This is a genomic window from Burkholderia sp. AU27893, assembly GCF_002223205.1.
Classification (GTDB): Bacteria; Pseudomonadota; Gammaproteobacteria; order Burkholderiales; family Burkholderiaceae; genus Burkholderia.
Map to the genome: position 1 here is coordinate 2,098,493 of NZ_NKFD01000001.1, position 20,963 is coordinate 2,119,455.

Annotated in this window: 18 protein-coding genes and 1 riboswitch; of the genes, 8 read left to right on the forward strand and 10 right to left on the reverse strand. The window is 70.5% G+C overall.

The window, feature by feature from the left end; translation table 11 throughout:
* Positions 1 to 2: 2 nt before the first annotated feature.
* The 4 genes from cobJ to cobG are packed head-to-tail and all read right to left on the reverse strand — an operon-like array spanning position 3 to position 4,441.
* Entirely contained in the window at positions 3 to 1,730 is a 1,728-nt protein-coding gene (cobJ, locus tag CFB47_RS09905; protein WP_089461055.1) for a precorrin-3B C(17)-methyltransferase, read from the reverse strand.
* On the reverse strand, positions 1,727 to 2,461 hold the full coding sequence (locus CFB47_RS09910) for a precorrin-2 C(20)-methyltransferase (protein WP_089461056.1): 735 nt from the start codon (positions 2,459 to 2,461) through the stop codon (positions 1,727 to 1,729). The genes cobJ and CFB47_RS09910 overlap by 4 nt, the downstream gene beginning before the upstream one ends.
* On the reverse strand, positions 2,458 to 3,084 hold the full coding sequence (locus CFB47_RS09915) for a precorrin-8X methylmutase (RefSeq protein ID WP_089461057.1): 627 nt from the start codon (positions 3,082 to 3,084) through the stop codon (positions 2,458 to 2,460). The genes CFB47_RS09910 and CFB47_RS09915 overlap by 4 nt, the downstream gene beginning before the upstream one ends.
* Entirely contained in the window at positions 3,077 to 4,441 is a 1,365-nt protein-coding gene (cobG, locus tag CFB47_RS09920) for a precorrin-3B synthase (protein WP_256946673.1), read from the reverse strand. The genes CFB47_RS09915 and cobG overlap by 8 nt, the downstream gene beginning before the upstream one ends.
* A gap of 106 nt (positions 4,442 to 4,547) precedes the next feature.
* A riboswitch (cobalamin riboswitch) is annotated at positions 4,548 to 4,739 on the reverse strand.
* A 263-nt stretch (positions 4,740 to 5,002) separates the two neighbouring features.
* Here cobG and cbiE point away from each other — a divergent pair.
* The 4 genes from cbiE to cobM are packed head-to-tail and all read left to right on the forward strand — an operon-like array spanning position 5,003 to position 8,844.
* Entirely contained in the window at positions 5,003 to 6,256 is a 1,254-nt protein-coding gene (gene cbiE, locus CFB47_RS09925; RefSeq protein WP_089461059.1) for a precorrin-6y C5,15-methyltransferase (decarboxylating) subunit CbiE, read from the forward strand.
* On the forward strand, positions 6,256 to 7,344 hold the full coding sequence (locus CFB47_RS09930; protein ID WP_089461060.1) for a cobalt-precorrin-5B (C(1))-methyltransferase: 1,089 nt from the start codon (positions 6,256 to 6,258) through the stop codon (positions 7,342 to 7,344). The genes cbiE and CFB47_RS09930 overlap by 1 nt, the downstream gene beginning before the upstream one ends.
* Positions 7,341 to 8,072 carry a cobalt-precorrin-6A reductase gene (locus CFB47_RS09935; RefSeq protein WP_089461061.1) on the forward strand — a complete coding sequence of 244 codons (732 nt, stop codon included), beginning with the start codon at positions 7,341 to 7,343 and terminating at the stop codon, positions 8,070 to 8,072. Before CFB47_RS09930 ends, CFB47_RS09935 begins: the two co-directional genes overlap by 4 nt.
* A gap of 43 nt (positions 8,073 to 8,115) precedes the next feature.
* Complete coding sequence (gene cobM, locus CFB47_RS09940) at positions 8,116 to 8,844, forward strand: precorrin-4 C(11)-methyltransferase (RefSeq protein WP_089456225.1); 729 nt, start codon at positions 8,116 to 8,118, stop codon at positions 8,842 to 8,844.
* 201 nt (positions 8,845 to 9,045) lie between these two features.
* Here the strand turns inward: cobM and CFB47_RS09945 are convergent, their stop codons facing one another.
* Positions 9,046 to 10,224: an MFS transporter gene (locus CFB47_RS09945; protein WP_089461062.1), complete on the reverse strand. Its 1,179-nt coding sequence runs from the start codon at positions 10,222 to 10,224 to the stop codon at positions 9,046 to 9,048.
* A gap of 133 nt (positions 10,225 to 10,357) precedes the next feature.
* Between CFB47_RS09945 and CFB47_RS09950 the strand changes: the two genes are divergently transcribed.
* Entirely contained in the window at positions 10,358 to 10,873 is a 516-nt protein-coding gene (locus CFB47_RS09950) for a MarR family winged helix-turn-helix transcriptional regulator (protein ID WP_089461063.1), read from the forward strand.
* 216 nt (positions 10,874 to 11,089) lie between these two features.
* On the opposite strand, the gene CFB47_RS09955 is transcribed toward CFB47_RS09950, so the two are convergent.
* A complete protein-coding gene (locus tag CFB47_RS09955; protein ID WP_089461064.1) occupies positions 11,090 to 11,797 on the reverse strand; it encodes a pirin family protein in 708 nt (235 codons plus the stop codon).
* Positions 11,798 to 11,877: 80 nt separating this feature from the next.
* Positions 11,878 to 12,642: an SDR family NAD(P)-dependent oxidoreductase gene (locus CFB47_RS09960; RefSeq protein WP_089440102.1), complete on the reverse strand. Its 765-nt coding sequence runs from the start codon at positions 12,640 to 12,642 to the stop codon at positions 11,878 to 11,880.
* Positions 12,643 to 12,781: 139 nt separating this feature from the next.
* Between CFB47_RS09960 and CFB47_RS09965 the strand changes: the two genes are divergently transcribed.
* Complete coding sequence (locus CFB47_RS09965; RefSeq protein WP_089461065.1) at positions 12,782 to 13,699, forward strand: LysR family transcriptional regulator; 918 nt, start codon at positions 12,782 to 12,784, stop codon at positions 13,697 to 13,699.
* A gap of 128 nt (positions 13,700 to 13,827) precedes the next feature.
* Here CFB47_RS09965 and CFB47_RS09970 read toward each other — a convergent pair whose 3' ends face one another.
* From CFB47_RS09970 to CFB47_RS09980, 3 genes are all read right to left on the reverse strand, one after another.
* Positions 13,828 to 14,532, reverse strand: coding sequence for a glutathione binding-like protein (locus CFB47_RS09970; protein WP_069247971.1), 705 nt, complete (start codon positions 14,530 to 14,532; stop codon positions 13,828 to 13,830).
* 181 nt (positions 14,533 to 14,713) lie between these two features.
* Positions 14,714 to 15,838 (reverse strand): porin, encoded by a 1,125-nt coding sequence (locus CFB47_RS09975; RefSeq protein ID WP_089461066.1) that lies wholly within the window; start codon positions 15,836 to 15,838, stop codon positions 14,714 to 14,716.
* A gap of 231 nt (positions 15,839 to 16,069) precedes the next feature.
* Positions 16,070 to 18,772 carry a LuxR C-terminal-related transcriptional regulator gene (locus CFB47_RS09980; RefSeq protein WP_089461067.1) on the reverse strand — a complete coding sequence of 901 codons (2,703 nt, stop codon included), beginning with the start codon at positions 18,770 to 18,772 and terminating at the stop codon, positions 16,070 to 16,072.
* Between the two features lie 242 nt (positions 18,773 to 19,014).
* Here CFB47_RS09980 and CFB47_RS09985 point away from each other — a divergent pair, with 242 nt between their 5' ends.
* Both CFB47_RS09985 and CFB47_RS09990 read left to right on the forward strand, forming a co-directional pair.
* A complete protein-coding gene (locus tag CFB47_RS09985) occupies positions 19,015 to 19,959 on the forward strand; it encodes a universal stress protein (protein ID WP_089461068.1) in 945 nt (314 codons plus the stop codon).
* A gap of 19 nt (positions 19,960 to 19,978) precedes the next feature.
* Positions 19,979 to 20,959 carry a quinone oxidoreductase gene (locus CFB47_RS09990; RefSeq protein WP_089461069.1) on the forward strand — a complete coding sequence of 327 codons (981 nt, stop codon included), beginning with the start codon at positions 19,979 to 19,981 and terminating at the stop codon, positions 20,957 to 20,959.
* The last annotated feature ends 4 nt before the right edge of the window (positions 20,960 to 20,963 follow it).

The following is a 20,963-nucleotide window of genomic DNA, read 5'->3' on the forward strand; positions in this document are numbered from 1 at the left end:
GTTCAGCGATACCAGCGCGGCGTATAGACCCACTCGCGTGCGTTGCCGATCGCGAAGCACCGCGTCGTCGACGAGCCGACGATCACCATCGTGCGCATGTCGACCTGATCGCTGCGCAGCGCGCCGAGCGTCGTCGTCGTGAGCGTGGCGCCCGGCCGGCCGATGTCGCGGCCGAGCACGACCACCGTCTCGGCGTGGCGGTGCGCGCGCACGACGTCGAGCGCGCGATCGAGCTGCCACGGTCGTGCGCGCGAGATCGGGTTGTAGAACGCCATCACCAGATCGGCCTGCGCCGCATGCCGCAGGCGCGTCTCGATCACGTCCCAAGGCTTCAGGTTGTCCGACAGCGAGATTGCACAGAAATCATGGCCAAGCGGCGCACCGGCCTGCGCGGCCGTCGCGAGCGACGCCGAGATGCCGGGCTCAATGCGCAGGTCGACCGCGGCCCAATGCGGGTCGCGCGCTTCGTCGAGCGCTTCGAGCACGGCCGCGGCCATCGCGAACACGCCCGGGTCGCCCGACGACACGACCGCGACGCGCCGGCCTTCGGACGCGAGTTCGAACGCATGGCGGGCGCGCTGCATCTCTTCGCGATTGTCGGTGCCGTGCACGCGCTGGTCGTCGCGGAACGGGCCGGCCATGTTCACGTAGGTCGTGTAGCCGAGGATGTCGGTCGCGTCCGCGAGCGCGGCGCGCGCAGCCGGCGTGAGCCACGCGGCGCCGCCCGGGCCGAGGCCGAGCACCGTCAGGCGGCCACGCGCACGGCCGAGCGTGGCGGGGTCGACCGGATGCGACGCGACCGCGCATGCGATGCCGTTCGTCGTGGCGCGCAGCGTGTGTGCGACGCGCAACGCGCGACCGAGCAGGGTGGCCGCATCATCTGTCGCGTCAGCGTCGCCGTCTTTATCGGTATCGGTATCGACGAAGCGCAGCGGCACGTCGAGCGTGTGCGCCGCCTCTTCCAGCACGGCATCACCGATTGCCGATGCGGGCGCAACGATCGCCGCGAGCGCCAGCCGTGCGAGACCTTGCGAATCGAGTGCCGCATCGATGCGTGCGGCAAGCGCTTCATCCGCGTGGATAGCCTGTGCATCCACGCCGATCACGACGCTGCGCGGATGAATCACGAGTTCGTCGCGCGCGCCGCGCCATGCGTCGGGGGTCACGCGGATCGCATGCGCGGCGGCTTCGTCGCGCGGCAGCGCGACATCGTCGAGCCACGGCGCCGCGCCGTCGATGCGCGTCGACGCGCCCGCGAGCAGATCGGACACGAAGCGCTTACCCTGGCCGAGATCGGCGAGCGCATAGCCTTCCGGCGGATTGAGCACGCACGCGCCGAAACGCAGTTCGCCGCTCGTCGTGATCGCCGGCGCAACGCCGACGCATGCGGCGATTTCCCGCGCGATCACGTTGACGCCCGTCAGCCCGCCGAGCAGCGGCACGACCGCCGAGCCGTCTTCCGCCACCGCGAGCACGGGCGGCTCGACGCCCTTGTCGGCGAGCGCGGCGGCAATGCAGCGGATCACGATGCCGGCCGCGCACAGCGCGACGATCGGCAGCCCGCGCGCATAGAGTTCACGCAGGTGCGCGCCGAGATCGTCGAACGGCACGTCGGCCGCGACGCGCGATGCGAGGCCATGCACGCGCGCGCCCGGATAGCGCGCCTGGATGCGCCGCGCGGTATCGAGCGCGCCCGCGCCGAGAATCACGATCGCGGGCGGAGTCGTCATCCTTGCCATTTTTCCCCCGGCACGACGAGCAGCGAGAAGTATGGCGACGCCATCGGATCGACTTCGTCGAGCGGCACGATGCGCTGGCTCGCCATCGTCGCGCGCTCGACATACCGCGCGCGCTTCGCGAGCCCCAATTCGTCGAGCACCCGCCGCACCTTGTCGAAATTGCGGCCGAGCTTCATCACGACGGCCGCGTCGGCCCGCGCGAGCCGTTCGCGCAGTTCGGGCTCGGGCAGCACGCCCGACAGCACCGACAGGCTCTGGTTGCGATAGACGAGCGGCTGGCCGAGCACCGCGGTGCCGCCGAGCATTGAACACACGCCGGGGATCACCTCGGTGTCGTAGCGCGACGCGAGGCGGTCGTGCAGGTACATGTACGAGCCGTAGAAGAACGGGTCGCCTTCGCAGATCACCGCGACGTCGCGCCCCGCGTCGAGGTGCGCGGCAACGATCTCGGCAGCCGTGTCGTAGAAGTCGGCGATCACCGTCTCGTAGCACAGCGGCGGCGGCAAGGCCTCGGTCGTCACCGGATAGACGAGCGGCAGTTGCGTCTGCGCGTCCTGCAGGTGCGCTTCGACGATGCCGTACGCATTGCCTTTCTTGCCCTTCGCGACGAAATACGCGACCACGGGCGCGGCCTGCAGCACGCGCAGCGCCTTGATCGTCATCAGTTCGGGGTCGCCGGGGCCGACACCGACCCCGAACAGGCGTCCGCGCGCGGTCGTCATTCGACCTCCGTCGCGAGTGCGTTGACCGCCGCCGCCGCCATCGCGCTGCCGCCGCGCCGGCCGAGCAGCGCGACGTACGGCACGCCACGGCTGTCGGCATCGAGCAGCGCTTTCGATTCGGCCGCACCGATGAAGCCCACCGGAAATCCGAGGATCAGCGCGGGGCGCGGCGCGCCGGCGTCGATCATGTCGAGCAGGTGGAACAGCGCGGTCGGCGCATTGCCGATCACGACGACGCTGCCATCGAGGTGCGGCCGCCACAGCTCGAGCGCGGCGGCCGAACGCGTGTTGCCGAGATGCCGCGCGAGATCGGGCACTTCGGGCTCGCCGAGCGTGCAGATCACGCGGTTGTCGGCCGGCAGCCGCGCGCGCGTGATGCCTTCGGCGACCATCCTCGCGTCGCACAGGATCGGCGCGCCGGCCGCGAGTGCCGTGCGGCCCGCCGTGCCGGCACCGGGCGAGAAGCGCAGGTCGTAGACGACGTCGACCATCCCGCACGCATGGATCACGCGCACCGCGAGTTTCTCGAGGTCGGGCGGAACCTGCGACAGGTCGGCCTCGGCGCGGATCGTCGCGAACGACTGGCGGTAGATTTCCTGCCCGTCGCGAATGTAGTCAAGCATCGGTGGTGTCCTGGCTGTGCCGCGCGCCCGTCAGTCGGGCCGCGGCCTGGTCAATCGTCAGATGGCGCGCGAGCGGGGCGCCGAGGCCCGCAGCGGCGTCGCGCCGGTAAAGGTCGTAGCGCGCGGGCGCAACCGCGACGAGCGTGTGCGTCGCGGGGTGCGGCAGCGCGCAGTGGCGCTCGCAGCCGGTCAGGTGCACGTCGACTGCGTGGCCGATGCGGGCGGCGAGCGCGAGGGCGTCGTGCTTCGTGTCGGCGCGCGCCTTCGCGCAGCCCGCGCTGCCGGTGCACGCGACAAGCGTCGCCAGCGGGTCGGACGACGCGCAGACGAGGCCGAGCGACGCGAGCGCATCGAGCGTGGCCGGTGCGCGTTCGCGCGATACGCGATGCAGGAATACGCCTTGCCATGGCGTCATCGACAGCGTGCCGTCGCCGTCGGTTTCGGCCAGCGCGGCGAGCCGTTCCAGTTGGGTGGCATCGAGCCGGCCGAGCACGAATTGCGCGCCGACGTTGCAGCGCGTCGCATCGAGCGACGGGCGCACGCCGAAACGCAGCGTCGGGTCGGTGCACGTGCGGCGCCAGCCGGCAAGCGCCGGATCGGCTTCAAGCGGGAAGGGCAGGTAGTGCTGTGCGCGTTCGAGTAATGTGCGCTCGCCGCATGTTGCGAGCAGTGCGCGCATTCGCGTGACATCCGCCGGCGCGAGATCGAGGAACGCGAGCAGCAGCGCGCGAACCAGCGCAGCAGCTTGATCGGGCGCGACATCGACCGAAGCGGGTGGGTCGTCGTATGCAACCGGCGGACAGCCGGTCAGCCCGGCCGCGATGCGCACCGCGCCATCGCCGCGACGCCAGGCGGCCAGCCAGATGTCGTGCGGATGGTCGAGCGCCGCAACCGATTCGCCGCCGTCGAGCTGGATCGAGAATTTCGGCGACAGCTCGCCGCGGCGGGGCTCGCGCGCCAGCATGTCGAAGAGCGGCGCGGCGAGCGCGCGGCTGTCGACGAGTGCGGCAGGGTCGTGGCCGGCGAGCGGGCTGAGCATCACGTTGCGCACGTCGTCGCTCGCGGCGAGCGCGGCCGCATCGGCGTCTGCATTCGAGGTGGCGTCGACGGGCGGGCCGAGACCCGCTTCGAGCAACGCATGCGTCAGCGCGTCGGCCGCGCCGTCGCGAATGCCGCGCAGCTGGAGATTCGCGCGATTGGTCGCGTCGATCGCGCCCGAGCCGAAGGCGCGCGCGGCGGCGGCGATCGCACGCGCCTGGCGCGCATCGAGCCGGCCGCCCGGCAGCTTGATCCGGCACAGTCCGCCGTCGGCGGCCGCGACCACGCGCACGAGCCCCGGGCAGGCCGACGGGCGCATGACGGGCGATGCAGGAATCGAAACGGGGGCGGAACTCAACGGGGTACCGGGGCTGTGTCGCGCCGCGGCCAACGCATCGGTACACCCCGCCCGACGCCGACTGGCACGCACGCACTTTCTGGCCGGCAGGTCTCCTGGCTGACAGGTCGGCGCCGGCTCCCGGCCTTCCCGGTGGAACCAGTGGCATGAGGGGGAGATCGGCTCGCTGTCTACAGTTGCGGGGGCAGCCACAGCGGCGCGTGGCGCGCCCTGTGTTCCCTCTTCGGCCCCGAGGGGCACCGGCGAACGAACGGCCGTAGGATACCCGATTTTCGAGACGATCCGGCATCGGCGATGCGTCGCACAACCGCGTCGCAGCACGGCTGCAGCCGGTTTTGCGCTGTCGCGTCAATGGTACGATTGGCCGCTCGACACCCGACATCCGGGCCGTATCGCACCGGCGGGCGACGCGCACGGCGCGGAGGCGGATCGGGATCGGAATCATCAACGAATCAACGCGCGGCAGCCCGGCCGCCGCGCATCGCAACACACGGTAGGAAATCGAACGATGGGGAAGGGTGCATGACGGCGTGGCTGACGGTAGTGGGCATCGGCGACGACGGTTACGCGGGGCTCGGACGCAGTGCGCGGCGCGCACTGCTCGACGCGACGCTCGTCGTCGGCGCGAAGCGGCATCTCGACATGCTGCCCGCGCGGCTGCCGGCCGCGCGCGAAGCGTGGCCGTCGCCGTTCGACCTCGCGGGCGTGCTGGCGCGGCGCGCGTCGCCCGTCTGCGTGCTCGCCAGCGGCGACCCGATGCTGTTCGGCGTCGGTGCCACGCTCGCGCGCCGGCTTTCCCCCGACGAATGGCGCGTCCTGCCTGCGCCGTCGTCGCTGTCGCTCGCGGCCGCGCGCCTCGGCTGGGCGCTGCAGGATGTCGGCGCGGTCTCGCTCGTCGGCCGGCCGCTGGCGACGCTCGCGCGTCACCTGCTGCCCGGGCGCCGCCTGTTCGTGCTGAGCGCCGACGGCCGCACACCGGCCGCCGTCGCGGCCGAACTCGTCGCTCGCGGCTTCGGGCCGACGCGCATCAGCGTGTTCGAACATCTGGGCGGCCCGCTCGAGCGGCGTCTCGACGGCCTCGCGCAGGACTGGCGCATCGACGAAACGGCCGCGCTCAACCTGGTCGCGCTCGACTGCCAAGCCGGCCCCGACGCGCCGCGACGCGCACTCACGCCCGGCCTGCCGGACGATGCGTACCGTCACGACGGCCAGCTCACCAAGCGCGACCTGCGCGCGATGACGCTCGGGCGTCTCGCGCCCGTGCCCGGCGAGCTGCTGTGGGACGTCGGCGCCGGCAGCGGCTCGATCGGCATCGAATGGATGCGCGCGCATCCGTCATGCCAGGCGATCGCGATCGAAGCGCATGCGGAGCGGCAGCGCTTCATCGAGCACAACCGCGACGCGCTCGGCGTGCCCGGCCTGCAGCTCGTCGCGGGCCGCGCGCCCGACGCGCTCGCGGGGCTCACCGCACCCGACGCGATCTTCATCGGCGGCGGGGCGACCGCGCCCGGCGTGCTCGACGCGTGCTGGGCATCGCTGAAGCCCGGTGGCCGGCTGGTCGCGAACGCGGTCACGCTGCAGGGCGAGATGACGCTCGCCGCCTGGCGCGACGCGCACGGCGGCACGCTCACGCGCGTGTCGCTCGCACACGCCGAGCCGCTCGGCCGCTTCGATACGTGGCGGCAGCCGTTGCCGGTCACGCTGTACGACGTGCGCAAGCCCGATGCGGCCGACACACCCGCCTCGTCGGCCACGACCAACGCAACGGACGCGTGATGCGCGACGAGACTCCCGAACAGCCCGCGCCGCTACGTTTCGGCTATACGACCGGCAGCTGCGCGACCGCGACGTCGCTCGCCGCCGCGCGGCTGCTGCTCGCGGGTAGTGCGGACGACGCGGTCGAGATCGTGCTGCCGAAGGGGCAGCGCGTGATGATGCGGCTCGCGTTCTGCCGGGCCACCGCCGACGGTGCGGAAGCCGGCACGATCAAGGATGCCGGCGACGATCCGGACGTCACGCACGGCGCGCTGATCTTCGCGCGCGTCGCGCTCGCGGCGGCGCCCGGCGTGCGGTTTCATGCGGGCCCGGGCGTCGGCACGGTCACGCGCGCGGGGCTGACGCTGCCGGTCGGTGAACCGGCGATCAACCCGGTGCCGCGCCAGATGATGACGACGCACCTGGACGCGCTGGCGGCCGAGCATGGCTATGCGGGCGGCTTCGACGTGACGATCGGCGTCGAAGGCGGCGAAGCGCTCGCGCTGAAGACGATGAACCCGCGCCTCGGCATCGTCGGCGGGCTGTCGATCCTCGGCACGACCGGCATCGTGCGGCCGTTCTCGTGTTCGGCCTATATCGCGTCGATCCACCAGGGCATCGACGTCGCCCGCGCGAACGGCATCGCGCACATTGCCGCGTGCACCGGCAACGCGAGCGAGGACGCGATGCGCGCGCACTATCAACTGCCCGACATGGCGCTGATCGAAATGGGTGACTTCGCGGGCGCGGTGCTCAAGCACCTGCGGCGCGCGCCGGTCGCACGGCTGTCGATGTGCGGCGGCTTCGGCAAGCTCAGCAAGCTCGCGGCCGGCCATCTCGACCTGCACAGCCGCCATTCGAGCATCGACCTGCCGCTGCTCGCGCAGTGGGCGGCAGAGGCCGGCGCAAGCGACGCGCTGCAGGCCGCGATGCGCGCCGCGAACACGACCCAGGAAGCGCTGAAGCTCGCGCACGCCGACGGCGTGCCGCTCGGCGATCTCGTCTGTGCACAGGCGTTGCGCGTCGCGCGCGACATCGTGCCGCCGTCCGTCGCGGTCGAGATGTTCGCGATCGACCGGCAGGGCCGCTTCGTCGGGGAGGCGCGATGAGCCTGCGCATCCTGCTGCTCGGCGGCACCGGCGACGCCCTGAAGATCGCGCGCGCGCTCGGGCCTCGGCACGTCTACAGCCTGGCCGGCCTCGGCAAGGTGCCCGACGATCTGCGCTGCGACGTGCGCGTCGGCGGCTTCGGCGGCGCGGCCGGGCTGGCCGCCTATCTGCGCGACGCCGGCATCGGCCTCGTGATCGACGCGACCCACCCGTATGCGGCGCAAATCAGCGCGAATGCCGCCGTCGCGGCGCGTGAAGCGCGTGTGCCGCTGTGGGCGCTGCGCCGCGCGCCATGGGTGCCGCAACCCGGCGACGACTGGCGCATGGTCGACGACTGGGCCGGCATCGAAGCCGCGCTCGCGCCGTTCAGGCGGCCGCTGTTCACGCTCGGCCGCGAACCGCTCGCGCATCTCGACGCGATCCCGCCGCACCAGTTCTGGCTCGTGCGCTGCCTCGACGCGCATCCCGGCAACGCGCATGCGCAGATCGTCGCCGCGCGCGGGCCGTTCACGCTCGACGGCGAGCGCACGCTGTTCGCGCTGATGGGCATCGACGTCGTCGTCAGCAAGAACAGCGGCGGCACGGCCACGGAAGCCAAGCTCGAGGTCGCGCGCGAACGCAGAGTGCCGGTCGTGATGCTGCGCCGGCCGCCGCTGCCCGACGCCGACCGCGCGTTCGATTCGGCCACGGCGCTCATCGACGCGCTCGATCCGGCCGCACGCGCATGACGCCGCGCGGCCGGTCATCCCATGAATTGACGGAGATTTTTCGATGACGGTGTATTTCATCGGCGCGGGCCCCGGCGACCCGGAGCTGATCACGGTGAAGGGCCAGCGCCTCGTGCGCACGTGCCCGGTGATCCTGTATGCGGGCTCGCTGGTGCCGGCGGCCGTGCTCGACGGCCATCGCGCCGAGCAGGTCGTCAATACGGCCGAACTCGACCTCGACGCCATCGTCGCGCTGCTCGCCGGCGCGCATGCGAAAGGGCAGGACGTCGCGCGCGTGCATTCGGGCGACCCGTCGCTGTACGGTGCGATCGGCGAGCAGATTCGCCGCTTGAAAGCGCTCGGGATTCCGTATGAAATCGTGCCCGGCGTCACGGCCACGGCCGCGTGCGCGGCGACGCTCGGCGTCGAGCTGACGCTGCCCGGTGTCGCGCAGACGGTGATCCTCACGCGCTTCGCGGGCAAGACGACGATGCCAGAAGGCGAAGCGCTCGGCGCGCTCGCCGCGCACCGCGCAACGCTCGCGATCCATCTCGGCGTGCGCCATCTCGCCCGTATCGTCGACGAAGTGCTGCCGCATTACGGCGCCGATTGCCCGGTCGCGGTGATCTATCGCGCGAGCTGGCCGGATGAAGAACGCGTGACCGGCACGCTCGCCGACATCGTCGCCAAGGTGCAGGGCACGCAGATCGAGCGCACCGCGCTGATCCTGATCGGGCGCGTGCTCGACGCCGAAGGGTTCGCCGATTCGACGCTGTATGCGAGCGCGGGCTGATCACGCCCGGGCCGGCCCGGGTTCGGTACGGCGTTCGCGCAGGGGCGTGTCGCGCGCCGCGCGATCGTGATCGCGCCGCCAACGAAATGGATCGGCGACGCCGATTCACCGAGAATGCCGACGACGGGGATCAGGTTGAGCAGTTGAGCACGACCACCGTCCTGTCCGATCGCGGCGGGGCAACATTGCGCGGGATACGTGCTACGCGCGCGCGGCGTGCAGCACCCGCTTCGGCGCAAACCCCGCCGCCAGCGCGAACAGCGCGACACACAGGCAGGCCATCGCGATCCACGCCGGTGACAGATCCGCGAGATGCTGGCGCACGATGCCTGCCGCGAACGGGAACAGCCCGGCGATCAGGTAACCGATGCCCTGCACGAACCCCGTCAGCGACGCAGCATCGGCCGGCGTCGCCGCATGGTCGACGGTGACGATCAGCGACAGCGGAAATAGCGCGCCGATCCCCGCGCCCATCAGCAGCGCGGCCGGCAGCGCGAGCGCTTCCGGTGCGGCCAGCATCACCAGCAAGCCGACGAACAGCGACGCGATCGCCGCATGCAGCGCGGGCCGGCGGTCGGGCAGGCGGTCGATCGTCGCGGAGATCGTCAGCCCCGCGACGACTTCCGCGAGCGTCACACCGCCGAGCAGGCTGCCGGCCGCCGTCGGCGACCAGCCGAGCCGCATGTAGTACGGCGGCAGCCACGCGAGCACGAGCGTGTACGCACCCGTCGCGATGCCGAAGAACAGCGCGAGCCGCCACGCGCGCGGCGAGCGCGACGGCTGCGCGTTCGACGCCGACGTCGGCCCGGAGGCGAGCGCGTCGCCGCCGCGGCTGGCCAGCGGCCACGCGAGCGCGGCCACCCCGCCCGGCAGCGCCCAGCCCGCGAGCGCGGGGAGCCAGCCCCATTGGGCCGCGGCGAACGGCGCGACGACGCTCGCGAGCACGGCGCCGCCCATGATCGACGTCGAATAGACGCCCATCGCCCCACCGATCCGCGACGCGAAATGCGCCTTCACGAAACCGGGCAGCAGCGCCTGCACCATCGCGATCCCGACGCCCGCGCAGCAGGCGCTCGCGAGCAGCAGCCACGCGTGCTGCGCCCCGATGCGCGACACGCAGGCGAGCCCGATCAGCGCGACGCCGAGCCAGACGCCGCCCGCGATGCCGGTCAGGCGCTGCAGACGCCGCGCACTCAGCGCGCCGAGGCCCATCAGCAGGATCGGGATCGTCGTCAGCAGGCTCGCCGCGCCGTCACTGATGCCGGTCGCGCGCTGGATCATGTCGAGCAGCGGGCCGACCGCGGCAAGCGCCGGCCGCAGGTTCAGCCCGACGAGGACAATGGCGGCAAGCCGCCATCCGGGGGAAGTGAAGCGATTCATTGCGAGGCCCTCGATATCGGTGCGCGGCCGCCTCCGGGGAGGTGCCGCGCGCTTTTCATGTAAAGTATCTCGACATCAAGATAAATGCTGATTTATCTCGACGTCAAGATAACTGGTGAGCCGAGGAGGGTTAATGGATCGAGCCGCGCATGCGCTCGCACAATGGCGCGCCGAGCGCCCGGATCTCGACGCGTCGTCGATGGTGGTGATGGGGCGGCTGCAGGAAGCGGCGCTCGTGATCGCGCGCGACCGTCTCAATCCGCTGTTCGCGCGCTACGGGATGCAGCCCGGTGAGTTCGACGTGCTGGCCACGCTGCGGCGTGGCGGGGCGCCGTTCGCCTTGACGCCGACGGCGCTGTACGACGCGCTGATGATGTCGTCGGGCGGGATGACCGCGCGCATCGACCGGTTGCAGAAGGCCGGGTGGGTGAAGCGCCGGCCGAACCCGGCGGACGGGCGTGGGACGCTTGTGGCGTTGACGGAGACTGGTCGCGCGCTGATCGATGAGGCAGTCGTCGCGCATATCGACAATCAGCGGGAATTGCTGGCCGTGTTGTCGGATGCGGAACAGGCGCAGTTGTCTGAACTGCTGGGAAAGTTGCTGGCGGGGCTGGGAGACGGGGCGTCGAAAGGGGCGGAGGGAAAGTAGCGCCACAGAATGCGCGAGGCGAACACACGAGGTGGAAAAATCGTCGTGAAGGGTCGTAGACGTCGCTTGCCGAGCGGTTGCAGACGCCCCCGTCACGCGGAATCCACGTCTGCGCCTCAGCGAAAAACGGCCAATAAAGCGACCAACCCGAGCTTTTCGTACGACGCGCCACCATTGAATCATGTCGTTGCGATCGAACCCAAAGATAAGGTTTCCTTACCGAAAAAGCTCGACCATCACGACATCGGTGTCGTCTCGTGCCACCAACGTGAGCCGCGATTCGTCGCGAACGGCAACCCCGTCGCGCGGCGCGAGCCGGACGTCGCCGATATCGAGCCGGCCATGATCTGCAACCAGGTACGCCCCACCTGCCCCCGGCAACACGTGATGCACCGTCGTGCCTGCGCGTAACGTCGCGATGCGCACGCGCGCGTCCGCGTGGATGGGCAGCGCGCCCGCGCACACGTCATCGGGATCGCCGCTCGCCAGCGTGACGAAGCGGCCTTCGCGACATTCGCGTGAACAGGTTCGCGTCGCCGAACGCGGCGTGCCGCCAGGCGTGCGCGGATGCAGCCAGATCCGGAACAGCCGCGCAGGGACGTTCTCGTCGTTGCGCTCGGCAAGGTGGATAGCGGCGCCCGCACGCATCGCCTGGATGGAATCGGTGACCAGCCGTGTGCGATTGCCCGCGTCGTCTTCGAACGTGATCGCGCCCGAGCGCACCCACGTCACGATCTCGACGTTCCGGTGAACGTGCAGGCCAACGCCGGCATGCGGAGCGAACGCTTCGTCGTTCCAGGCGTAGAGCGCGCCGAGCGAACCATGATCGGGGCGTCCGCAGGCGCCGAGGCGGAAATGCATCCGCGTGTCGCGCCAGTCGCTCCGGGTCGCGCCAAGCAACTGAAACGATCGATGTTCGATCATGAGGTGTCCGGGTTCAAACGCGCGTACGCGCCGGGCGCGGGCTCGATCGTCGACGATCGCATCCGCGCCCGGCGCAATGCTTAAATCTGCTGCTGGCCGCCATCGACGAACAGCTCGACGCCGTTCACGAAGCTCGCGTCGTCCGACGCGAGGAACAGCGCGGCACTCGCGATCTCGCCCGGTTCGCCGAGGCGTCCCATCGGGATCTGGGCCGCCAGGTAATCGGCAAGACCCTGGCGCTGGGCGGCATCGTCGCCGGCGAGGTCGAGCAGGCCGGGCGTGCGGGTCGCCCCCGGGCTGATCGTGTTCACGCGGACGCGGCGGTCCTTCAGGTCGAGAATCCAGCTGCGAGCGAAGGCGCGCACCGCGGCTTTCGACGCCGAATACACGCTGAAGGCAGCGGTGCCGGCGCTGCCCGCGGTCGAACCGGTGAGAATCACCGATGCGCCCTCGGCGAGCAGCGGCAGCGCTTTTTGCACCGTGAACAACACGCCTTTCACGTTGCGATCGAAGGTGTCGTCGTAGTGTGCTTCGGTGATGTCGCCGAGCGGCAGCATCGAACCGCCGCCGGCGTTCGCGAACAGCACGTCGAGGCGCCCCTGTTCTTCCTTGATCTGCGCGTACAGCGCGTCGAGCTCATCGAGCTTCGTGGAGTCGACACGGACGCCGGTCGCGTTCCCGCCCGCTGCCTGGATGCCTTTCACGGCGGCATCGAGTTCGGCCTGACGGCGACCGGTGAGGTAGACGTGCGCGCCTTCTGCCGCGAAGCGTTGGGCGGTGGCAAGACCGATGCCGCTGGTTGCGCCGGTCACGAGGGCGATCTTGCTGTCGAGTTTGCGTGCCATTTTGCTTCTCCTTGCATTCGATAAGTGGGACTGCGTTCGGTGTTGCGTGCTGCGATGTGAGGAGAATATCGACGCCCCTATCATTTCGAAATAGAATTGATTGCAACCTAACGTTGCATAAATGAAAAGATGAGGGGCGATGGCCAAGCTGCCGGATTTCGAAGGACTCGCGATGTTCGCGAAGGTCGCCGAGGAAGGATCGTTCGCGGCGGCGGCGCGTGCGATGGGGGTGTCCGTCGCGACAGTCTCGCGGGGCGTCGCCCGTCTGGAGGACCGGCTGGGTGCGCGGCTCTTCAATCGCACGTCGCGGCAGCTCGCGCTGACCGAGTTCGGCCGGACCATTTGTGAGACGGCCGGCGAGATCTATCGCCGGGCCGAGGAGGCGGAAAGCGCCGCGCGGGAGATGTCGTCGCAGCCGCGTGGATTGGTGCGGCTCGCCGTGCCGATGTCGTTCGGGCTGCGCTGGGTCGCGCCGCTGTTACCCGGCTTCTTTCGCGCGTATCCCGAGGTGTCGATCGACTTGCATCTTTCCGATGCATCGGTCGATCTGGTCGCCGACGGTTTTGACGCCGCGCTGCGCATCGCCGCGCTGCCGGATTCCTCGCTGGTCGCGCGCCGGCTGTGCGCGGTCACCCAGTTCCTGGTGGCGTCGCCGGCGTATCTGAAGCGGGAAGGACGGCCCGCCCATCCGCGCGAACTGGTGGATCGGCCGTGCCTTTCCTATGCCTATCGCGCACGCGGCGATGTGTGGCGGTTCACGAACGGCGCGGGTGACGAGGAACCGGTCATGCCGACCGGACCGCTGCGCGTGACGAATGCCGATGCGCTGCTGCCCACTTTGCTCGATGGCCTCGCGATTGCGGAACTGCCCGAATTCATCGCCGGCGAATATCTGGCCGATGGCCGCCTCGAGGCGCTCCTGACCGACTGGTCGTTGACGAAGGGCGGCCTTTACTTCGTCACGCCGTCCGCACGTGCCCGTCCGGCCAAGGTGGCTGCGCTGTCCGATTACTTTGCGGAACACCTGTCCGATCCGTCGTGGCGGTGGCCCAAGTGACGCGCCGGCGTAACTGAACACCGACCGTCTTCCCGGAAATTCGCAACAAACTTCAAATAAAAAACCCGCCGCGCAATGCGGCGGGTTCTTCAGATCGCGGCCTGCACGGCGTGCACCCGCTTAACCCATCAACCCCGTGCCGGAATATTGAGCCCGCGCTCGACCGCCGGACGCGCCACGAACGCGTCGAGCACCCGCTTGACGTTCCGGAACTCGCTGAAGCCGACCAGGTCGCCCGCTTCGTAGAAGCCGACGAGGTTGCGCACCCACGGGAAAATTGCGATATCGGCGATCGTATAGGTATCGCCCATCACCCACTGACGGTTCGCGAGATGCGCATCGAGCACGCCGAGCAGGCGCTTCGATTCGTCGACGTAGCGATCGCGCGGACGCTTGTCCTCGTAGTCGCGGCCGGCGAACTTGTGGAAGAACCCGACCTGGCCGAACATCGGTCCGATGCCGCCCATCTGGAACATCACCCACTGGATCGTCTCGTAGCGGCCCGCGAGATCCTTCGGGATCAGCTGGCCCGTCTTGTCCGCGAGATAGATCAGGATCGCGCCCGATTCGAACAGCGGCAGCGGCTTGCCGTCCGGGCCGTTCGGATCGATGATCGCCGGGATCTTGTTGTTCGGGTTCAGCGACAGGAACGCGGGCGAGAACTGGTCGTTCGTGTCGAAGCGCACGAGGTGCGGCTCGTACGGCAGGCCGGTTTCCTCGAGCATGATCGACACCTTGACGCCGTTCGGCGTCGGCAGCGAGTAGAGCTGGAGACGGTCGGGATGCTGGGCCGGCCACTTTTGCGTGATCGGGAAGGCGGACAGGTCGGACATGGAGGGTCGCTCGTCGAAGTGAAGGATCCGCGCCCGTTCCTGCTGCCGCACGCGCCACGGTCGACGGCGAGACGGCAGGGCGGAGCGCGCCGAAAACGCCCACTGTAGCCGATCCCGGCGATCGATGCAGGTGGTGGCCACGCGCGACCGCCGCGGCATCGCCAGGCGCCGCCGGCAACCGTCAGAAGTTGTGCCGCAGCCCGACCATCACGGCCGTCGTGCCGACGCCCGGCGCGACCGGCTGCCCGTACACGAGCATCTGGTCCATCGTGCCGCGGTTGTTCACGTGGCCGACCTGCGCATAGACCATCGTCCGCTTCGACAGGCTGTAGTCGGCCGCGAGCACGACCGCCGTCGACTTGTTCGCCGAGACGTTGCGATCCTTCAGGTAATACACCGCGGACGTCACCTGCAGCGCCGGCCTGAAGCGATAGCCGATGCCGGCAGACAGCATGTCGAGGTTCACCTTGTCCGCATGCGACGGATTCCGGCCGTTGCCGTACGACGCCGACACCGAGAAATCGTGGATCGTATATTTCGCGCCGAAGTAGATGAAGCGGTTGTTGTCGACGCCGGTCGGCGCGATGCCCGGCGCCGGGCTCGTGTCGTGGCCGTTGTAGTAAGCGGCCGAAGCATTGAGCCCATCGTTCGCATACCTGAGCACGACCGATTCGCGCGTGCCGCCCTGGAACTGCCCGGCCACGCCGCCCGGCGCGTATTCGAGCGCGATCGACGCACCCGCGAAGGTCGGCGACTGGTAGACGAGCGCATTGCTGTCGTACAACGCGCCGATCGCTGCGTTGGTGCTCGTCCCCGACCAGCCGGCCGCCGTGTTCAGGCCGAGCCACGCAATCAGCACGCTGCCGAAGAACTGCGCGTTGCGCACGTCGGTGTCGGCCATCGCGTAGATCATCGGCACGATCTGGCGGCCGGCCGTGAACGTGCCGAACGGGCCCGACACGCCGAGCGACGCGACCTGGTTGAAGATCGCGACGGCGCCCGGCGTGTCGCTCAGCTGCAGCTTGCCGCTGCCGCTGTCGAACGAGCCCTGCAGCTTGAAGTTGACCTTGTAGCCGCCGCCGATGTCCTCGCTGCCCTTGATGCCCCAGAAGCTCGAGTAGATGCCGCCGTCCTTCATGCGGAACACCTTGCCCGTGTTCGGCGCGGTCGGGCTGAACGACGCCGACGACGTGCTCTGGTACAGCAGGCCCGAGTCGATCACGCCGTAGAGCGTGACGGAGGATTGCGCATGCGCGAGCGCCGAACAGCCGGCAAGCGCCGCGAGCGCGGCCAGTTTCGTCTTCATCGAAGTCTCCAGGGTCGTATTGGACCGGACGGGGTCGAGCCCGTCCGGGTGAAGCGGGAAAGCAGGGAGGCTGGCGGGAAGGTGTGACAGGCGACGCCCGCCTGAGCCGTGCGGAAAGACTACGCAACGGCGGGCGGCCGCTCCCCCCCATGCGCGGGGGGCAGGGTTGCGGAGAATCGGTGGAAGGCTGGCGCGACGCTGCGCCCGATCGGCGGAACCGGCGTTACGACGTCAGGGCGCGCTTTCGAGGAGGCCGAGCACCAGCGCGCGGCGCACCGCATGCTTGCGCGAACTGGCGTCGAGCTTGCCGAACAGGTTCTTCAGGTGCCACTTCACGGTTTCCTCGCCGACGGCGAGCGCCACCGCGATCTCCTTGTTCGACAGGTTGCGCGCGAGCAGCTCGAGAATCGCGCGCTCCTTCGGCGTCAGCACGACGCTCGGCACCGCGCGCGGGCTGGCCGCGGCGCGCGGCGCGGGCGGCACGATGCGCGGCAGCGGCAGCGCGTGCCGCGCGGGGCCGGTGCCGGCGGCCGCTTCGTCGCCGGCGCGGCGCGCCCAGTCGGCGATCGCCGGATGCGCGTCGGCGAGCGTGCGCGTCAGCCCGAACAGGTCGGCGAGGTTCATCGCTTCGTCGAGCAACGCACGGCCGCCGCCGGCCGACTGTTCGCGCGCGAACGCGCTGAGCGCCATGATCTCGATGCGCGCCTGCCCCATGCTCATTTCGCGGGCCAGCACGGCGGCTTCGTCGAGCGCCGCGCTTGCGTCGTCCCAGCGGCGCGCGGCCAGCGCGGCACCCGCGTGCGCCGTTGCCTGCAGCAGCACGACGGGGCGCCGCCACAACGGCCCATGCGACGGAAACTCGGCCGCGGCGATCGCATCGATCCGCTCGACGAGCGCGTGGCAGGTCGCCTCGCGATAGCGCGCCGCATGAATGCGCACCTGTTCGGCGAGACTCGCGACCGACAGGCGCGGCAGGCGGCGCGCGACCCCCATCGCGTCGAGCGCTTCGAGCAGGTCGATCGCGCGGTGCTCGACGCCGCGCAGCAGCGCGATGCGCGCGGCGGTGCGATAGCCGAGCAGCACGGTATCGGGCGTGCCCGCGTGTTCGAGCACGTCGAGGCGGTTCGCGAGCAACGCGGCGGCCTGGTCGACGCGGTCGGCCTCGTACGCGAGCGCCGCGCACATCGCCGCGAGCATGCAGGTGAGCGGATGGCGGCGCCCGAGATCGGCTTCCGCACGCGCCAGTGCCGGCGACAGCGCATCGTCGGCCAGCCGGACCTGGCCCTCGCGCAGGTAGCTCAGGCCCGTGATCAGCTCGCCCCAGCGCGCGACGTAGCCGAACCCGGCCGCCGTCTCGCCGCGCGGCGCCGCGTGCTGGAAGCGGCGTGCCTGCGCCGGTTCGCCGACGATGATTGCGCGCGCCGACAGCCGGTTCGCATGCATTTGCGCGAGCCAGGTCGCCGCCGGCGGCGTGAAGTCGGCCCACGGCTCGAACAGCTCGACGAAGCGGTCGATTTCGTCGGCGTAATACGCGGCCGCGCTGAGGATCAGCGCGCACTCGTAGCGCATCGCCGCGGGCGTGCCGGGATCCGCGAGGATGCCCGCGATCTGGCGCTGCGCTTCGACATGGCGCTCGCCGAGCGCCAGCGCCCACGCCACCGCGACGCGCAGCGTCGGGCGCTTGTCGAGCTCCGCATCGGGCAGCAGCGCGAGCCAGTCGAGCACGTCGTTGATGCGGCCCTGCTTGATCGCATCCTCGAGACAGCGCTGCGCGAGCGCGTACGCCACCTGGAACTGGCCGGCCGCATACGCGTGGCGGGCGGCTTCCTCGGTCATCCCGTGCGCGTCGAGCCAGGCAGCCGCCCGCGCATGCAGCGCGCTGCGCTCGGCGTCGGAGCCCGCGGCCAGGCGGTCGCGCAGCGTGTCGCGCACGAGTGGATGCAGCCGGCACCAGTCCGAATCGTCCGACGCAATGAACAGCGGCGTGTCGCGTGCGAGCCGGGCGAGACGGGCGGGTGCGCCTGCGTCGTCGAGCAGCGCGGCGCATAGCGACGGATGCAGGCGATCGGCGACGCTCGTGCGCGTCAGGAACGCGGTGTCGTCGGCCGACAGGTTCGCGAGGAGCAGCTCGACGAGCCGGTCGCGCGTGCCGTCCACGCGGGCGGCGAGTGCGTCGACCGCCTGGCGCGGATCGGCCGAGCGCGCCATCGCGGCCATCGCGAGCTGCAGGCCGAGCGGCCAGCCGTCGACGCGTTCGAACAGCCGCGCGCACGCGTCGGCGTCGACCCGTTGGGCAAAGCGCGCGCCGACCAGCGCGATCGTCTCGTCGAGCGTGAAGCGCAGCCAGTCGGGGCCCGCGAGCGTGCATTGCCCGCCGGCGAGCAGATCGCCGGCCACGAGATCGAGCCCGCGCCGCGCGGCGACGACGACATGCAGGTTTTGCGGCGCGTTGTGCAGCACGTAGGTCAGCGCATCGAGGCCCGCGGGCGGCAACCGCTCCGCATCGTCGACGATCAGCAGCGCATCGATCGACAGTTGCGCGACCTCGGCCAGCCACGCGGTCACGCCCTCCAGCGCGCGCGCCGCGTCGGCCGCGCCCATCGGGATCAGGCGCCCGAAGCCGGGCCGTGCACAACCGGTCCGCACCGCCTGCACGAGCCCCTGCAGCAACCGCGCCGCATCGTCGCGCTCGTCGGCCGACAGCCATACGACCGCACGGCCGAGCGCGAGGGTTTCGCGGCGCCATTGCGCGAGCAGCGACGTCTTGCCGTAACCGGCCGGCGCCTGCACCAGCGTGACCGGCCGGCCGTCGAAAGCGGGCGCGGCGAGGCTCAGCCGCGCGCGGGCCAGCAACTGCGCCGGCACGCGCGGCGCGGTCGTCTTCAGGACCAGTTCGGTGGGAGGCGCGTCGGCGCGATCGGGTGGGTGGGCCATCGGGGCAGCAGTCGGATTCCGGCGGTGCCGTGCGGGCCAGCGTCCGGGGTGGGTGTGGGGGAAGGATCGGTCGAACCGCGTTCGCCCGTCAATCCCCCCCGCGACGAGTGGGGCCGCACCGGCAGCGCATCGATAGCATGGGTTCCGATGCAAGACGAACACCACGAGGAGCCCACCCATGAAGATCGTATCGACCGGCACGCGGCGCAGCGCGCCGCTCGCCGGATAAGCGGAGCGGCACGATGTACCGCCATCTGCTCGTGACGGTCGACGGCTCGCCCGGCGGCATCGACGCGATCGGCCATGCGCTCGAACTGGCGCGCGCGGTCGGCGCCCGGGTCACGTTCATGCTGACCGGCGCCGCACCGGACTCGCGTTTATCCGGAGCGCGGCTGCCGGAGCACGGTGCGAAAGTGGAAGCCGCCGCGCGGGCACAAGGGTTGTCTCATGCGATCGCGGGGGCCGGCCATCCGGGGGCCGGCCATCCGGGGGCGGCCGGCAACGCAGCGCCCGGTGCGCTGGCGGCCGAACTCGGCTGCGACCTGATCGGCGTCGCGGCGCTGCCGCACGATGCCGATGCGGCGGCCTGCGCGCAACGGCTGCACCTGTTCGCGACCAGCGGCGTGCCGGTGCTCGTGTGCACGTCGCGGCGAACGCCTGCCGAGGCGCGCGTGATGGCGCGTTGCCTCGATGCGCATCGTGCGGTCGAAGGGTGGCTGCGGGCGTTGACGGCGACCGGCACCGCCTCGCGCGAGCCACGGCAGCAGGTAGCCGACACGCAGGAGGCGCTGACATCGCTCGCCGTGCTTCAGCGCGCCCGGTTCGGCACGGCCGCCGAAGCGCGCCTGTTCGCGGCATTGCGCGTCCGTGCGGAGTGCGTCGCGGCCGAACTGGACGAACTCGACCGCCAGCGGCAGCGCGATGCGCAAGCGCTCGATGCGCTCACGCGGATCGCCGCGGAAGGGCTACCGTCGGTCGCGTTCGACACGGCGCTCGCCCGCTATGCGCACGGCGCGTTCGAGCAGATGGGGCGGATGGAAGGCGTGATTTTCCCGGCCGCGCGGCGCTATCTCGGCGACGCGGACTGGGCCGGACTGGATGAATCGCTGGCGGACGGCGCAGCCGCGACGCCGCCATGCGCGAACGAACCGAACGAACCCGACGATGCGCGACGCGCATCCGACTGACACCCTACGGAGAACAAAGATGGCACATGCAGTGCGATTCCACGAAACCGGCGGCCCCGAGGTCCTGCGCTGGGAGGAAGTCGACGTGGGCGACCCGGGTCCCGGCCAGGTGCGCTTGCGGCACGACGCGGTCGGCCTGAATTTCGCCGACACGTATTTCCGCAGCGGCCTGTATCCGGTGCCGCTGCCTGCCGGCCTCGGCGTCGAGGCGGCCGGCGTGGTCGAAGCGGTCGGCCCCGGCGTGACGAACGTCGCCGTCGGCGACCGCGTGACCTACACGGGCTTCCTGAACACGCTCGGTGCGTACAGCACCGAACGGCTGATTCCCGCCGCGCCGCTCGTGCGGCTGCCGGCCGGCATTTCTTGCGAAACGGCCGCGGCGATGACGATGCGCGGCCTGACGTCGGCCTACCTGCTGCGCCGCATCCACGCGTTCGCGCCGGGCGACACGATCCTGCTGCACGCGGCCGCCGGCGGCGTCGGGCTGATCGTGTCGCAATGGGCGAAGCTGCTCGGGCTCACGGTGATCGGCACGGTCTCCAGCGCGCACAAGGCCGAAATCGCCCGCGCACACGGTTGCGACCATACGATCGACTACAGCCGCGAGGACGTCGCGAAGCGCGTGCGCGAGCTGACGGGCGGCGCGGGCGTCGACGTCGTGTTCGACAGCGTCGGCAAGGACACCTTCGAAGGCTCGCTCGATTCGCTGAAGCGGCGCGGGCTGATGGTGTGCGTCGGCACCGCGTCGGGCCCGATTCCGCCGTTCGATCCGCAGCGCCTCGCGATGAAAGGCTCGCTATACCTGACGCGCCCGGCGCTGGCCGACTACATTGCCGATCCGGCCGAGAAGAACGACCTGGCCGGCGAACTGTTTGCACACGTCGCAGCCGGCCGGATCCGGATCGAGATCAACCAGCGCTACGCGCTGCAGGATGCCGCACAGGCGCATCGCGATCTCGAATCGCGCAAGACGACCGGTTCGTCGGTGTTCATCGTCTGAGGAG